The sequence below is a fragment of the Nocardioides caldifontis genome (assembly GCF_008087345.1).
In the GTDB taxonomy this organism is placed as follows: Bacteria; Actinomycetota; Actinomycetes; order Propionibacteriales; family Nocardioidaceae; genus Marmoricola_A; species Marmoricola_A caldifontis.
In genome coordinates this window covers 21,726-36,161 of sequence record NZ_VHIB01000013.1, presented here as the reverse complement: position 1 = coordinate 36,161, position 14,436 = coordinate 21,726, and the positions used below count along the sequence as shown (strand labels likewise).

Genomic DNA, 14,436 nt, shown 5'->3' with positions numbered 1-14,436 from the left:
CTGCCATTCTCATGGTCGCGCCGGTCGCGGTCGTCGGAGCGCTGTTCATCGTCTACCCGCTGGTGAAGCTGACGATGGATGCGTTCACCCAGGGTGACGGCGGCTTCAGCAACTTCGCCGCGGTCTTCGAATCGGCAGCGATCCGCAACTCGCTGGTCAACACCATCGTCATGTCCCTCGTGGTGACGGTCCTGTGCGTGGTCATGGGCGCGAGCATCTCGTGGTCGATCGCTCGAGCGAGGAGCGCCGCCTTCAAGGCCCTCTTGTGGGCGGCGCTCCTGCTTCCGTTCTGGATGGGGGTGGTGGTCAAGGCCTACGCCTGGAGCATCATCTTCGCCAAGAACGGCATCCTGAACTCGGTCCTCGACCAGGCGGGCGTCATCGACGAGCCCATGACCCTGCTGTACACCCGCCTCGCGGTCGTCGTCGGGATGACCTACACGATGCTGCCGTACGCCGTGCTGGCGATGAACCCGACGATGAGCAGGTTCGAGCCCGAGTTCTTGAACTCCGCGCGGAGCCTCGGCTCGTCGAGGACCGCGGCGATGGTGCGGGTCTGGTTGCCGATCGTGGCGCCCGGGCTGATCGCGGCGGCCGCGATCGTCTTCGCGATCAGCATCGGCTTCTACGTCACGCCGGTCCTTCTCGGCGGCGCGGAGACACCGTTCATGGCCACGATGATCGGTGACGACATCTTCGCCTTCTTCAACTACCCACGTGCGGCGGCTTCGTCCGTGCTCCTCCTCGTGCTCGCCCTGGTCGTCCTCGGGACCGCGCTCAAGGCCGTGGGCTCGAAGGCGCTGAAGGGTGGGATCGCGGGATGAGCACCTACGTCAACCACCCGGCCCGTGCGCTCGACCGGACCACGAGCATCCTCGGGCGACTCCTGCTGGGCTTCTCCCTGCTCTTCCTGCTGCTTCCGGCGATCCTCATCGTCGTGCTCTCCTTCGGGACCGACCCCCGCGTCCGGTTCCCACCGGAGGGCTGGGGGCTCGACCGCTACGTCGACGTCTTCACCTCCGGCAGCTGGGGCGGCCCCCTGCTGCTCTCCCTCGAGGTCGCGCTCTACGCCGCCGTCGGGACTCTCGTCGTCGCCCTGCCGCTGGTGTTCGCGGCCAATCGCAGCCGGCTACCCGGACGGTCGCTGCTCGAAGGGGTCGCGATCGCTCCGGTCGTCATCCCGATCTCGGCCTACGCGGTCGGCATGTACGCCGTCTTCGCCGAGCTCGACCTGATCGGGACCCAGCGTGGCGTGGTGCTCGCCCACATCACGCACGCGCTTCCGCTGGTCGTGATCGTGCTGAGCACGTCGCTCGAGCAGATCCGCACCGAGCTCGAGCTCGCCGCGATGACGATGGGCGCGACCCGGCTCCGTGCGTGGGGCGGCATCACCCTGCGACTGCTGCTGCCGGCGGTCGTCTCCGGATTCCTCTTCGGCTTCATCAGCAGCTTCGACGAAGCGGTGCTCATCACCTTCCTCGGCGGCTCGGGGCTCGTCACCCTCCCGAAGTACATCTTCGACTCGGTCCAGTACTCCGTGGACCCGGCGATCACCGCCATCGCCACGCTCCTCATGTTCGCCGTCACGTTCCTCATGCTGCTGAGCAGCACTCTCCGCCGCAAGGAAGGCCGATGAGTACAGTCATGACCGCACAGCGACCCATCCGGGGGGCCACGACGGACTCCGTGCTCGAGATCCGTCAGCTCTCGAAATCGTTCGGCGACGTCGAAGTGCTGAAGGCGATCGACCTGACGGTCCAGCGGGGCGAGTTCCTCACCCTCCTCGGCCCCTCGGGCTCGGGGAAGACCACCTTGCTCCGGATCATCGCCGGCTTCGAGGCCGCCAGCGGAGGACAGCTGCTGCTCGACGGCACCGACATCGGTGTGCTGGAGCCGTCCGAGCGGCGCCTGGGGATGGTGTTCCAGAACTACGCGCTCTTCCCGCACATGACGGTCGCCGACAACATCGCCTACGGACTCAAGCAGCGCAAGTACGCACGGGCCCGGCTCCGGTCCCGCGTCGACGAGATGCTGCAGGTCGTCGGTCTGACGCAGCACGCCGGCAAGCGCCCGAGCCAGCTCTCCGGCGGGCAGCAGCAGCGCGTCGCGCTCGCGCGAGCTCTCGCCTACGAGCCGGAGATCCTGCTGATGGACGAACCCCTCGGCGCCCTGGACCGCAGCCTGCGGCTGCAGATGGAGCAGGAGATCAAGCAGGTCCACCGCGAGACGGGGACGACCGTCATCTACGTGACCCACGACCAGGAGGAGGCGCTCGTCCTCTCCGACCGTGTGGCGATCATGAACCACGGTGTCTTCGCAGGTCTCGACACGCCGATGAACCTGTTCACCCGACCGGAGAACTCGTTCGTCGCGACCTTCTTCTCCGACTCGAACATCCTCGACGGGACCGTGTCGGGCGGCGTGCTGGAGCTCCTCGGTCAGCGGGTGCCGGTCGACACGACACTTGCGGGACCGGTGAAGGTCGCGGTCCGGCCGGCCCAGGTCAGCATCGTCGGAGACGGTGCGTCCACCGAGGCGGTCCGCCTGCGCGGCACCGTCCGCGAGGTCGACCTGCTCGGCGAGCTGGAGCAGGTCGAGGTCGACTGCGAGGGGGGGCACGCACTGACGGTGCGCCGCCCGGTCAGCTCCTCCCCGCCTGTGGACCTCGGCTCGGCCGTCGACGTCGAGATCGCCCCGTCCCGCATGACTCTCATGGCCGACTGAACAGAAGAAACAGAAACAGGAGCTTTCATGTCCAAGGTGCTCATCGCCGGAGCCGGCATCGCCGGGCTCGCTGCTGCGGCCTCGTTCCGATCGCACGGCTGGGAGGTGGACATCTTCGAGCGGACGCCGGAGCCGCGCGAGATCGGGGCCGGGATCTACGTCAAGGAGAACAGCTTCGAGGTGCTCGACCGCCTCGGCCTCAGTGACGTCATCCTCAAGAAGGGGCGGCGCATCTCGAACGCTCGCATCATCGACGAGGAGAAGAACCTCGTGGCGAACCGCGACGTGTCGGGTGAACGTCTCGTCGTCCTGCTCCGCGCCGACCTCCAGCAGGCGCTGCGGCAGAAGGCCGACGAGCTCGGGGCGGTGCTGCACACCGACGCGAAGGTCGTCGGTGCCGGCCGCGACGCGACGCTCCACTTCGCCGACGGCTCCAGCCGCAGCGCAGACCTCGTGGTCGGCGCGGACGGCCTGCACTCGCGAGTCCGCGACAGCTTGGACCTCGCCCGGGTGAAGTACTCGCTCGGGGACGGCGCCACCCGGACACTGGTGCCGCGGTTCGCCGACGAGCCGGACGTCAGCACGGAGCACTGGTCGGGCAACCTCCGCGTGGGCGTCGCACCCTGCTCGGACGAGTACACCTACATGTTCATCATCGGGCCGGAGAAGGACAAGCGGGCCACCCGCCTCCCCCTGGACGTCAACTACTGGAGCCGTGCCTTCCCGCACCTCGCCCACTACTTCGAGCAGGTGACCCCGGAGCTGTCGGTGCACCACCGCCACTCGGTCGTGGTGTGCGACTCGTGGGTGAGCGGCCGCGTGGCCATCATCGGCGACGCCGCTCACGCGCAGCCGCCGAACCTCGGGCAGGGTGCCGGAGTGTCGATCGCGGCGGCATGGGAGCTCGCTGAAACGGTGTCGGCCTTCGACGACGTCCGTGACGCCCTGCCGATCTGGGAGCAGACCGCACGTCCGCGCATCGACATGGTGCAGCGGCTGACGACGGCCTACGACGTCATGCAGTACCGCTGGCCCAAGCCGCTGACGCCGCTGCGCAGCCGGCTCTTCTCGGCCGTCGCGAAGTCGCCGACCCTGGGCAAGCGGTGGGAGTTCTACTGGCGTGGTGGTGCTCCGGAGCCCTACCAGCCGAGCGACGTCGAGCGCCTCGGGCTCTCGCCGAGGGTCCTGGATCGGTGAGCGTCTACGGCGTTGTCGGTGCGCGCGTGCGGACGATGGCCGCGGGCGCGCCCGACGCGACGGCGCTCGCGGTCGAGGACGGCGTCCTCGTAGCGGTCGGCACCGACGAAGAGGTCCGGGAAGTCGTCGGGGCTCGTGGGCCGATCTTCGACGTCGGTGGACGGACCGTCCTGCCCGGGTTCATCGACACCCACACGCACGTGGAGATGACCGCGCTGTCGCGGCACGTGTGGACAGACGTGCGTGGCTTGTCGCGGGACGCGGTGCTGGAGCTGGTTGCCGCCGAGGTGCGCAGGAAGCCGCCCGGCGGCTGGGTCATCGGCCAGGCGACGTTCGGCCAGGACCTCCCCACCAAGGCGGAGCTCGACGCTGTCGCGCCGGAGCACTGCGTGGCGCTCCGGTGGTCCATGCACAAGTTCGTCGTGAACGAGCAGGTGCTCCGAGCCGCCGGCATCGACGCGTCGTTCGTCGCGCCGCCGGGCATGCGGGCCCAGCGCGACCAGCACGGCGCGCTCAACGGGGTGCTGGAAGAGGCATGGGACCTCCTGACCGCCCCCGCGCCTTCCCGAGCCGAGCTGTCGGCCGCGTTGGAGGAGACACTGGGCAGCCTGTTCCTCGCCAACGGGGTGACGACCGTCCACGAGATCGGCTACTCCCGTGAGGGCATCGACGTGCTGCAGGAGCTCGCCGGGTCAGGGCGCGCGCCGCGCTTGGGCGTGCTGCTGACCCTGGCGCCCGGCCACCAGCCGCTTGCGGACCTCTCGCGCGACGCGGTGCGGGCGGGAGGTGCGGCCGGCGCCGACCGTTTTTGGTACCACGGCTACAAGATCTTCATGGACGGCGGCCGCGACGGGGCCTTCCGCGGCAACCAGCTGGATCTTCCGGCCGAACGCTGGGGGTTGCTGACCCGGTTGTACCCGACGCTGGTGAACGAGCTCTACAGGGCGACCGACGCACGGGTCCAGGTGTACGTCCACGCGATCGGGGACCTCTCCCAGGAGCTCGCGGTGTCCGCTGTCGAGCGGATCTCGGCGCTGTTCCCCGACCTGGACCACCGGATCCGCATCGAGCACTTCTTCAACGAGAGCTACGGCACCGACCTCCTCGACCGGCTCGTCGCAGCCGGAGGTCTGGCAGCACCCAACCCCGGCTTCGTGATCGCCGAGCCCGACGACCCCGCACGGCGGCTCCCTGAGGGAGCGAGCAAGTACGCCCTGCGCACCCTCCTCGAGCGTCAGCACCGTCTGCCCGGCAACTCGGACACCGCGGGAGCCCAGCCGTTCACGACCAATCCCTGGTTCACGATGCGTTGCATGCTCGAGCTGACGAACAAGAACGGCGTCGCTGTGAACCCCTCCGAGCGGATCGACCTCGAGGCGGCGCTGCGCGCCTTCACGGTGGACGCGGCCTACTCGACGTTCGCCGACCAGGTACGCGGAAGCCTCGAAGCCGGCAAGCTGGCCGACTTCATCGTGATCGATCGCGATCCGTTCGAGATCGAGGTCTCCGAGCTGACGTCGATCACTACGCTGGCGACCATCGTGGGCGGCGACGTCCTCCACGGCTCGCTCGAGGGCACCCACCCGCGCGCGACCTCGAACCCCCCGCTGACTTCGGTGCTGGCCGGGCCGAACACACGAGCAGAGGACCGCAGTGAGTAGTGACCAAGCCACCGCCGACAGGAGCCCGAAGAGCGAGCTCGACCGGGTCCTGGGCCAGCGGCTGCGTGAGCTGCGCAAGGGCAAGCACCTGTCGCTGAAGACGGTCGCCGAGAAGGCGGCGGTCTCCGAGAGCTTCCTCTCCCAGGTCGAGCGCGGGCTGGTGAGCCCCTCGGTCGCCTCGTTGCGCCGCATCTGCGAGGCTCTCGACGAGACGATGGGCGCCCTGTTCCTCAGCACCTCGGACCAGGCACCACAGCGCCTCGTCCGCGTCGCGGACCGGCGGATGAGCTTCCGCCCTGACGGCAGTGCCCACTACCTGCTCACGCCGCCGCTGGCCAGGAAGCTCCAGGTCAACCAGAGCGTGGTGGCCCCCGGATACTCCTCGGGCGAGGAGCCTTACACGCACGGCGGCGAGGAGGAGTGCGTCCACGTGGTGCAAGGCTCCCTGACGTTGGACTGGGCGACGGAGACCTACCACCTCTGCGCAGGGGACGCGGTGCTCATCGACCCGCGCATCGGTCATCGGTTCCACAACGAGTCGTCGGAGCCGGCAGTCGTGCTCTGGATGATCTCCCCGGCGCTGGGCGACATCTGATCTCGCGAGCGAGACCGGATCGGAAGAAAGGAACGGACGTGACCCGCCCGACGGCCACGCGAGGCGGCAACGCCGTCGTACGCGCCCTGCGTGAGCGCGAGGTCGACCTCGTGTTCGGGATCCCAGGCACCCACAACCTGGAGATCTACCGTGCGCTCCGGTCGCACGGGATCCGCCATGTCGCACCGCGTCACGAGCAGGGTGGCGGCTACGCCGCGGACGCCTACTCGCGTGTCACCAACAGACCTGGCGTCGTCATCACGACCACGGGTCCGGGCCTCACCAACGCGACGACCGCGGCCGCCACGTCGTACGCCGACTCCGTCCCGGTGCTCCTGATCTCCCCGGGCTTGCCGCGCGGCATGGTGGGCCGGGACCTGGGCTGGCTGCACGAGGTCAAGGACCAGAGTGGCCACCTCGACGCCATGGTGGAGCGCAGCATCCGTGTCGAGTCCGCGGAGGAGGCCTACGCCGCGATCCACGAGACCTTCGACCACTGGCAGACCAACCGTCCCCGTCCGGTGCACCTCGAGGTGCCGGTCGACGTCCTCGACGGCGGGTACGACGACACCGCACTGACCCGGCCCGAGCCGGTCCACCGTCCGGTGCCGACTCCCGAGCGCCAGCTGGTAGGGGCGGCGGCTGACGCGCTCGCCCAGGCTTCCTCGGTGGTCCTGGTCGTCGGGGGCGGGTGTCGCCAGGCCTCGGAGCAGGTGCTGGCCGTCGCGGAGCGCCTCGACGCACCGGTGGTCACCACCGTCAACGGGAAGGGTGTGGTCCCCGAGACCCATCCGTTGTCGTTGGGTGCCTGCATCCGTCTCCCCGAGACCCACCGGATCCTCGCCGGAGCCGACGCGCTCCTGGTCGTCGGCTCCGTGCTGGGGTCCAGCGAGCTGTGGGGCCATCGCGTCGAGGCTTCGGGTGTGGTGGTCCGCGTGGACATCGACGAGCGTCAGCTGCACAAGAACCTGACGGCGACCCACCCGCTGCACGGCGGCGCGGCGGAGACGCTCGCTCTGCTGCTCGACGAGCTTCCCGACTCGGTCCAGAACCGTTCGGGCCGCCAGGTCACGACGTTCCGCGAGGCCGTCCGGCGGGGGATCGAGCGCGACGGGTCCACCTTCATCGGCTTCCACGACGCGCTCGCTGCGGCGTTGCCCGAGACCACGATCTTCGCCGGGGACAGCGCTCAGGTCTCCTACTTCGGCACGGCGAGCCTGTGGCCTGCGGTGCGACCCGGGCAGTTCCTCTACCCCGCCGGGTACGGCACGTTGGGCTACGGCATCCCCGCTGCCATCGGTGCCGCCCTGGGCGCCCCCGAGACACCAGTGGTCGTCGTGGCGGGCGACGGCGGGACCATGTTCACGATCCAGGAGTTCGCGACGGCCGTCGACCTCGGTCTGGGGCTGCCGGTCGTCGTCATGAACAACGGCGGCTTCCAGGAGATCCGCGAGGGGATGGAGGAGAGGGGCATCGACCCCCTCGCGGTCGACGTCCGCAGTCCCGACTTCCCGATGCTCGCCACGGCGCTCGGTGGCGAGGGCGTGCGGGTGCACACTCCCGAGGAGCTCGCGAAGGCCGTGACCCAGGCGCTGGGCCGCTCAGTCCCCACCCTTATCGAAGTCCCCATCTGAGCGTCGCTCGGGAGATCGGGCGACCACGGCTGAGCCCCGGCGGCTGTCCAGCGGCGGTACGTTGGCGCGCATGATGATCCGGCCCGACGTCCTGGTCGCCATCAAGGCGGGCGAGGTCGACCTGGCGTTCCGGCGGTGGGACCGACCGCGCGTGAAGGTCGGGACCCGACTTCGCACCCGGGTCGGCCTGCTCGAGGTGACCGGCGTCGAGCAGGTCACCCTCTCGAGGATCACCGCCGGCGACGCCCGCCGCGCCGGTGCCGCGTCGCTGGCGGAGCTGCTCGAGCTGCTCGCGCCCAAGGCGGACAGGCCGGTCTGGCGCGTCGGTCTGCGGTACGCCGGCCGCGACCCCCGCGAGGAGCTGCGCGAGTCGGTTCCCTCGGTGGAGGAGATCGCCACGATCGTGGCTCGCCTGGACCGGCTGGACCGCGCGTCGTCGATCGGCCCGTGGACCCGCGCCACCCTGGCGATCATCGACCGCCGCCCGACCGTACGTGCACCGGAGCTCGCGGCCGAGCTCGGCCGCGACACCCCGAGCTTCAAGCGCGACGTCCGCAAGCTCAAGGAGCTCGGGCTCACCGAGTCCCTCGACATCGGCTACCGGCTCTCCCCGCGCGGTGCCGCCGTCCTCGACGCGGTGACGGGCGAGGTGCGCGAGCGGGAGGTGCGCGACGGGACCCCGTTGCCGCGCATCGGCGCTCCGGCCACCCGCGCCCTCCGCGCGCAGGACATCTGGACGCTGGAGCAGGTGCGGGAGCTCTCGGAGGACGAGCTCGTGGCGATGCACGGCGTGGGGCCGGTCGCGGTCCGACTCCTGGGCGAGGCGCTCGCCGAGCGCGGCTGGTCGTGGAGCGGCACGAACCGACACCCCTGAGCGCTCACCGGAAGTCGCGCGACGACGCCCGCGCCTGCAGCACTGCCCCCGCGCCTGGCACGACGACGTCGATGGCCTCCACCCGGTCGGCGACGAGGTTCGTGACCCCCTCGTTGCGCTCCAGCCGTCCACGGACGACGACCGCGACGCGGTTGCGGGCGGCCTGCCGGTGCGCCTTCATGACGCCGATCGAGCAGACCACGTTGAGCATTCCGGTCTCGTCCTCGAGGTTCAGGAAGGTGACCCCCATGGCGGTCCCCGGCCTCTGCCGGTGGGTGACCAACCCGCCGACGTGGACGCGACGACCGGGCTCGGTGGTGGCGAGGTCGGCGATCGACAGGACGCCTGCCCGACGCAGCTCGTCGCGCAGGTGCTCGACCGGGTGCTGCTCGGGCGAGACGCCGGTGGCCCACAGGTCGGCCAGCGTGATCTCCGGCTCGCTCATGCCCGGGAGGGCCGGGGCCGCGGGGGCCGGCGTGGTGCCGGGCAGGTGCTCGCGGCTCTCGGCGAAGCCGGCTTGCCACAGCGCCTCACGGCGGTCGAGCCCCCAGCCGTCGAAGGCGCCGGCCGTCGCCAGTGCCTCGAGCTGGGCAGGGGTCAGGTCGGCACGGCGGGAAAGGTCGGTGACGCCGGTGAACGGAGCCTCGTCGCGCGCCGCGACGATCCTCCGCGCCACCTCCGGTCCGATGCCGCGCACCGAGTCGAGCCCGAGCCGGACCGCGAGCGCCCCGTCGCGCCGGTGCGCCGGCACGGGGTCGGGGGTGCCGGGCACCCACTCGGTGCGCTCGAAGCGGGGCTGACGGCACAGGGCGAGACCGGTGGGGACGACGGGGACCGGGGCGACGGGTTCGAGGTCGGCCTGGGCGGCGGACCGGGTCACGTCGGGGCGGCGCACCTCGACCCCGTGGCGCCGGGCGTCGCCGACCAGCGACTGGGGGGAGTAGAACCCCATCGGCTGGTTGCGCAGCAGCCCCGCCAGGAACGCCGCCGGGTAGTGGAGCTTGAACCACGAGGAGGCGTAGACGAGCAGCGCGAACGACAGTGCGTGCGACTCGGCGAAGCCGAAGTTCGCGAAGGACAGGATCTTGACGTAGATCGAGTCGGCCAGCTCCCCGGTGATCCCGCGGCGCCGCATGCCGTCGTACAGCTTGTGCTTGACGGACTCGATGCGCTCGATGCCGCGCTTGGAGCCCATGGCCCGGCGCAGCAGGTCGGCATCGTCCCGGCTGCAGTCGCCGAGGGTCACCGCCATCGCCATCAGCTGCTCCTGGAACAGCGGGACGCCCTTGGTGCGCTCGAGGACGGGCACCAGCTCGGGGTGGTCGTAGGTGACCGGCTCCTGGCCGGTGGCCCGGCGCACGTACGGGTGGACGGCGCCGCCCTGGATCGGGCCGGGGCGGATGAGCGCGATCTCGATGGCGAGGTCGTAGAACTCGCGCGGCCGCAGCCGCGGCAGCGTCCCGATCTGCGCCCGGCTCTCGACCTGGAAGACCCCGATGGAGTCGGCCCGGCACAGCATGTCGTAGACCGCCGGCTCCTCCTTGGGCATCGTCGCGAGGTCCCACGTCTCGCTGAGGTGCTCGTCCACGAGCTTCATCATGTGGTCGAGTGCGCCGAGCATGCCGAGCCCGAGCAGGTCGAACTTGACCAGCCCCATCGACTCGCAGCCGTCCTTGTCCCACTGCAGCACGGTCCGCTTCTCCATCCGTGCCCGCTCGATGGGACAGACCTCGCCGATGGGCCGCTCGGTGAGGACCATGCCTCCGGAGTGGATGCCGAGGTGGCGCGGCGCCCCCATCAGCTCCTCGGCCAGCGCGGCCACCGGCGCCGGGATGTCGTGCGCCGTCCGGTCGCCCTGGTCGCCGGTCACCACCTCCTTCCAGCCGTCGACCTGCTTCGACCAGGCGTCCTGCTGACCGGGGGAGAACCCCAGCGCCTTCGCCGCGTCGCGGACGGCCATCCGCGGTCGGTAGCCGATGACGTTGGCGACCTGGGCGGCGTTGCGCCGGCCGTAGGTGTCGTAGACCCACTGGATGACCTCCTCGCGCCGGTCGGAGTCGAAGTCGACGTCGATGTCGGGCTCCTCGTCGCGGTGGGCGGAGATGAACCGCTCGAACGGCAGCCGGTAGAAGACCGCGTCGACCGCGGTGATGCCGAGGGCGTAGCAGACCGCCGAGCTCGCCGCGGAACCCCTGCCCTGGCAGAGGATCCCGCGCTCGCGGGCGAACGCGACGATGTCGTGCACGATGACGAAGTAGCCGGCGAAGTCCTTCTCGGCGATCACCCGCAGCTCGTGCTCGAGCCGCTCGCGTGCCTCGTGCTCGTGCGGCACGCCCGCGTACCGCTCGGCGAAGCCACGCTCCGCGAGAACCCTCAGCCACGAGTCGGCGGTGTGCCCCTCGGGGATCTGCCGCTTCGGCAGCGCGGGGGAGGCCTTGCGCAGGTCGAAGGCGAGCTCGTCGGCGAGGGAGACGCTGCGGCCGACGGCCCTGCGTCCGACGTCGTCGGGGTACGCCGCCAGCGCGGCAGCAACCTCCTCCCCGCTGCGAAGGTGGCCGGAGCCCGAGAGGTCGAGCCAGCCGTCGAGCTCGGCCAGGCTGCGCCGCGCCCGCACCGCCGCCATCGCCGAGGCGACCCGGTGCCGCTGCGGGGTGGCGTGGTGGACGTTGCCGGCCGCGACGACGTCCAGGCCGTGCACTGCGGCGAGCCGTGCGAGAGCGATGTTGGTCGCGTCCGCGCCGGGGCGGGGTGAGAGCTCGACGAGGACGTGCTCAAGCCCGAACACCGAGGTGAGCCGGTCGAGCGCCTCGGCCGCCGCGCGTTCGCCCCCGGTCGCGAGGGCCTGCTGGACCGAGCCCTTCCGGCAGCCGGTCAGCACCACCCAGTGACCGCGGCCGCGCTCGCCCAGCTCGTCGAGGTCGTAGTCCGGGCGCCCCTTCTCGTCCCCACGCAGGTGGGCGTCTGTCATCGCGGCGGCCAGCCGGTGGTACCCCTCGACCCCGCGCGCCAGCACCAGCAGGTGGCTGCCCTCGGGGTCGGGCACGCCGTTCTGGGGGCGGGTGAGGCCGAGGGAGAGCTCGGCGCCGAAGACGGTCGGGAGGTCGTACGCCGCGGCCGCCTCGGCCAGCATCGGGGCGCCGTAGAAGCCGTCGTGGTCGGTGATGCCCAGGGCGTGCAGTCCGAGGCGCACGGCCTCCTCGACGAGCTCGGCGGGTGAGCTCGCGCCGTCGAGGAAGCTGAAGTGGCTGTGGCAGTGCAGCTCGGCGTACGGCGTCACCTCGGTCGGACGCTCGATCGGACGGGCGGTCGTCGAAGCACGCTTGCGCCGCGACACCGGTGCGTCGTCGGCTCCCGGCAGGCCGCTGAGCCGTCGTTCGAGCTCGGCCCACTTCATCGTGGGGTTGTTCCAACCCATCAGCCCTCCCCTCGAGCTCCGTGCAGCTCAGTCATAGGCGGCCTCCAGGAACCAACCGGCAGGAGAGCGGAGCAGCAACCAGGCGCGGCCGTCGGCTCCGACCATCTGGAACCGGGACGACCGTCCGACCCCGCCTGACCACCAGCTCTCGTCGGTGGGCCATGGGCCCGCCCAGGCCTTCACCGGCTGCCACGGGAGCTCGCCGCCCGCGACCCGACCGGTCACCCGGAACCGCCGCGGCTCCCCGGTCACGACGCCACGCTCGGTGACGTCCACGGCCTGGTCCCGGTCGTCCACGACCTCGGCGTCCTGGGGAGCGGCGAGCACCCGGACCGGTGCCGGGCCCGGCACCTTGCCCGGCCACGGACGGTCGAGCGGTCGGAGGTCGACCGCACGCTCGCCCCACGGCACGAGCGTCTGCCTGGCCGAGGGGCTGCGACCGCCTTGCAGCACAGGGCGGAGCACGGCCTCGAACCCGAGCATCCCCTGCACCCGCGCCACGCCCCGCTCGACCAGGTCGTCGGACGCCGTGCCCCACAACGCCTCGCCGTGCGCGGCGGCCGGCTCGACCACCTCCGGCACGAACCGGACCAGCTCGATCGGTGCGCGCACCGCGCCGGACTCCTTGCGCGAGCGGAGCGAACCTCCGACGTCGGCGGACTGGAGCTGCCAGTGCACGCGGTCGACGAGGTCGCGGGCGGCGAAGTGGCGCGGGTGCAGCCAGAGCCGTGACGAGCAGACGACGCCGTCGGACTCGGCCTCGACGCGGACGCCGGTGGCGACGAGCTGGTGGTGGGCGAGCTGCGAGACGAACCGCTCGGCGGTGGTGCGCACGCTGAACGTGATCGCCTCCACGGAGTCCAAGGGCGGTTCGAAGGGCACCTGGACGTCGAGCTCGGGCGGCGGGGTGCGGGCGGCGAACAGGGAGCGGTCCTCGCCGCGGGCGCGGCGGCGCACGGCGGCTCCGTAGGTGCCCAGCCGGTGCTCGACCGCCTCGCCAGGGAGGTCGGCGAGGTCGCCGAGCGAGCGGAGCCCGAGGCGCTGCAGGAGGCTGACCAGCTCCCGGCCGCGTGGGCCGTCGTCGCGGAGCACGTCGACGGGGATGCCGCGGAGGAAGGCAGGGGAACCGCCGGGAGGGACCACCACCCACGACTGCGCGTCGGCGGTGCGGGCCGCCTGCTCGGCGGTGAAGAGGTCGTCGGCGACACCCAGCCGCACGTCCCAGACACCGCTCTCGACCAGGGTCTGGGAGACCGTGGCGGCGGCGTAGGTCTCGTTGCCGTACCAGCGGTCCGGTGCCCGGACGGCGAGCAGCCCCGGGCGGAGGGCGGCGACCCCGGGACGCAGCTCCTCGACGGTCGCGAGGACGGGCTCGAACGCGCGGGCGTCGCGGTCCGGGTTCGCGGGGAGGAGAAGCAGCTCGGGGCACTTTCCCTGGGCGTCGCGCCGCCGCTGTCCGCGTCGCACGCCCTCGGAACGAGCCGGGCCGTTGCACACCTCGACGACGTTGGCGTGCAGCACGGCGGCGGGGGAGCGCGGCGGCGCCCCGGCTTCCTCGAGCGCAGCGACCACCGACCAGTCGGGGCACCACACCACCATCACGCGCACCGGAGGCTCATCCGGTCGCGAGCCGGAGGTGTTGCTGCGGGCGGTCGACGCGGTGGACACCCGGCCAGCTCAGCTCGACGCGTTGCAGCGCGCGTCCGCGTCGGTGCACGACGACAGCCGCCTGCCGTTGCTCCAGGTGGCCGGTGCCGGCCGAGGGGCCGCTCCAGGCGGACCGTTCGGTGCTCAGCCGGGCCTCCACCCGAGGCCACGGACCCTGCACCACCAGCACCGCCGAGCGGGTGCGCAGCCGGGACTCGAGGAGCCCCGCCGCCCGCTCGGAGACGGTGGCGGGCGGGCGCAGGACCACCAGGCGGAGGACGTCGACCAGCGCCGCTGTCACCTCCAGCCAGTGCTCGCCCGGGTCGGGCACCAGCACGGTGCGGCTCAGCTCGACGCCGAGCTCGGCCGCCGCCTCGGCCCCGAAGTCGGGGCACCCGGCGAAACCGACCCACTCGCCGGCCTGGGACGCACCCGCAGCCACCGCCAGTGCGAGCGACGCGGAGTCAACGGCGTAGGTGGCCCCGGCGTGGAGGGGGACGACCTCCGCAAGGGCGGGCAGGGTGGGGACGCGTTCGGCCGCTGGCCTACGCTCCATGGCAGCCATCCGTTCGCGCAGCTGCTCGACCACCGGCCGCTCCGGGTCGAGCTCGGCGAAGCGGGTGGTGGACATGGCTCTAGGATCGAACATATGTTCGAACGCGTCAAGCCGGGTTCAGGCCCCGACGGCG

General features: G+C 71.5%; 11 protein-coding genes. 8 read left to right on the top strand and 3 right to left on the bottom strand.

The window, feature by feature from the left end; genetic code table 11:
• Positions 1 to 11 precede the first annotated feature (11 nt).
• The 8 genes from FIP57_RS19255 (at position 12) to FIP57_RS19220 (ending at position 8,685) form a co-directional block, all read left to right on the top strand.
• Positions 12 to 824: an ABC transporter permease gene (locus FIP57_RS19255; RefSeq protein WP_148575184.1), complete on the top strand. Its 813-nt coding sequence runs from the start codon at positions 12 to 14 to the stop codon at positions 822 to 824.
• Entirely contained in the window at positions 821 to 1,636 is an 816-nt protein-coding gene (locus FIP57_RS19250) for an ABC transporter permease (protein WP_148575183.1), read from the top strand. Before FIP57_RS19255 ends, FIP57_RS19250 begins: the two co-directional genes overlap by 4 nt.
• Positions 1,637 to 1,644: 8 nt before the next feature.
• Positions 1,645 to 2,724 (top strand): ABC transporter ATP-binding protein, encoded by a 1,080-nt coding sequence (locus tag FIP57_RS19245; RefSeq protein WP_162529877.1) that lies wholly within the window; start codon positions 1,645 to 1,647, stop codon positions 2,722 to 2,724.
• Between the two features lie 27 nt (positions 2,725 to 2,751).
• Positions 2,752 to 3,921, top strand: coding sequence for an FAD-dependent monooxygenase (locus tag FIP57_RS19240; protein WP_148575181.1), 1,170 nt, complete (start codon positions 2,752 to 2,754; stop codon positions 3,919 to 3,921).
• Positions 3,918 to 5,582, top strand: a complete 1,665-nt coding sequence (locus FIP57_RS19235; protein WP_148575180.1) for an amidohydrolase — start codon at positions 3,918 to 3,920, stop codon at positions 5,580 to 5,582. Before FIP57_RS19240 ends, FIP57_RS19235 begins: the two co-directional genes overlap by 4 nt.
• Positions 5,575 to 6,177 (top strand): helix-turn-helix domain-containing protein, encoded by a 603-nt coding sequence (locus FIP57_RS19230; protein WP_148575179.1) that lies wholly within the window; start codon positions 5,575 to 5,577, stop codon positions 6,175 to 6,177. Before FIP57_RS19235 ends, FIP57_RS19230 begins: the two co-directional genes overlap by 8 nt.
• Positions 6,178 to 6,215: 38 nt before the next feature.
• Positions 6,216 to 7,811 carry a thiamine pyrophosphate-binding protein gene (locus tag FIP57_RS19225; protein WP_162529876.1) on the top strand — a complete coding sequence of 532 codons (1,596 nt, stop codon included), beginning with the start codon at positions 6,216 to 6,218 and terminating at the stop codon, positions 7,809 to 7,811.
• Positions 7,812 to 7,881: 70 nt separating this feature from the next.
• The gene (locus FIP57_RS19220; protein ID WP_148575177.1) at positions 7,882 to 8,685 is read left to right on the top strand and encodes a helix-hairpin-helix domain-containing protein; all 804 of its coding nucleotides are present in this window, start codon (positions 7,882 to 7,884) and stop codon (positions 8,683 to 8,685) included.
• Between the two features lie 4 nt (positions 8,686 to 8,689).
• On the opposite strand, the gene FIP57_RS19215 is transcribed toward FIP57_RS19220, so the two are convergent.
• Genes FIP57_RS19215 through FIP57_RS19205 form a run of 3 tightly spaced genes read right to left on the bottom strand, consistent with a single transcriptional unit; the run spans position 8,690 to position 14,378 of the window.
• The gene (locus FIP57_RS19215; RefSeq protein WP_148575176.1) at positions 8,690 to 12,100 is read right to left on the bottom strand and encodes an error-prone DNA polymerase; all 3,411 of its coding nucleotides are present in this window, start codon (positions 12,098 to 12,100) and stop codon (positions 8,690 to 8,692) included.
• A 27-nt stretch (positions 12,101 to 12,127) separates the two neighbouring features.
• Positions 12,128 to 13,699 (bottom strand): Y-family DNA polymerase, encoded by a 1,572-nt coding sequence (locus tag FIP57_RS19210; RefSeq protein ID WP_148575278.1) that lies wholly within the window; start codon positions 13,697 to 13,699, stop codon positions 12,128 to 12,130.
• Between the two features lie 16 nt (positions 13,700 to 13,715).
• Positions 13,716 to 14,378, bottom strand: a complete 663-nt coding sequence (locus FIP57_RS19205) for a hypothetical protein (protein ID WP_148575175.1) — start codon at positions 14,376 to 14,378, stop codon at positions 13,716 to 13,718.
• Positions 14,379 to 14,436: the final 58 nt, after the last annotated feature.

What these genes read in the sequence shown, in the direction of transcription:
- FIP57_RS19255 (WP_148575184.1), top strand. Translation starts at nt 12, where the DNA reads ATGGTCGCGCCGGTCGCGGTCGTCGGAGCGCTGTTCATCGTCTACCCG.
- FIP57_RS19250 (WP_148575183.1), top strand. Translation starts at nt 821, where the DNA reads ATGAGCACCTACGTCAACCACCCGGCCCGTGCGCTCGACCGGACCACG.
- FIP57_RS19245 (WP_162529877.1), top strand. Translation starts at nt 1,645, where the DNA reads ATGACCGCACAGCGACCCATCCGGGGGGCCACGACGGACTCCGTGCTC.
- FIP57_RS19240 (WP_148575181.1), top strand. Translation starts at nt 2,752, where the DNA reads ATGTCCAAGGTGCTCATCGCCGGAGCCGGCATCGCCGGGCTCGCTGCT.
- FIP57_RS19220 (WP_148575177.1), top strand. Translation starts at nt 7,882, where the DNA reads ATGATGATCCGGCCCGACGTCCTGGTCGCCATCAAGGCGGGCGAGGTC.
- FIP57_RS19215 (WP_148575176.1), bottom strand. Translation starts at nt 12,100, where the DNA reads ATGGGTTGGAACAACCCCACGATGAAGTGGGCCGAGCTCGAACGACGG.
- FIP57_RS19210 (WP_148575278.1), bottom strand. Translation starts at nt 13,699, where the DNA reads ATGGTGGTGTGGTGCCCCGACTGGTCGGTGGTCGCTGCGCTCGAGGAA.
- FIP57_RS19205 (WP_148575175.1), bottom strand. Translation starts at nt 14,378, where the DNA reads ATGTCCACCACCCGCTTCGCCGAGCTCGACCCGGAGCGGCCGGTGGTC.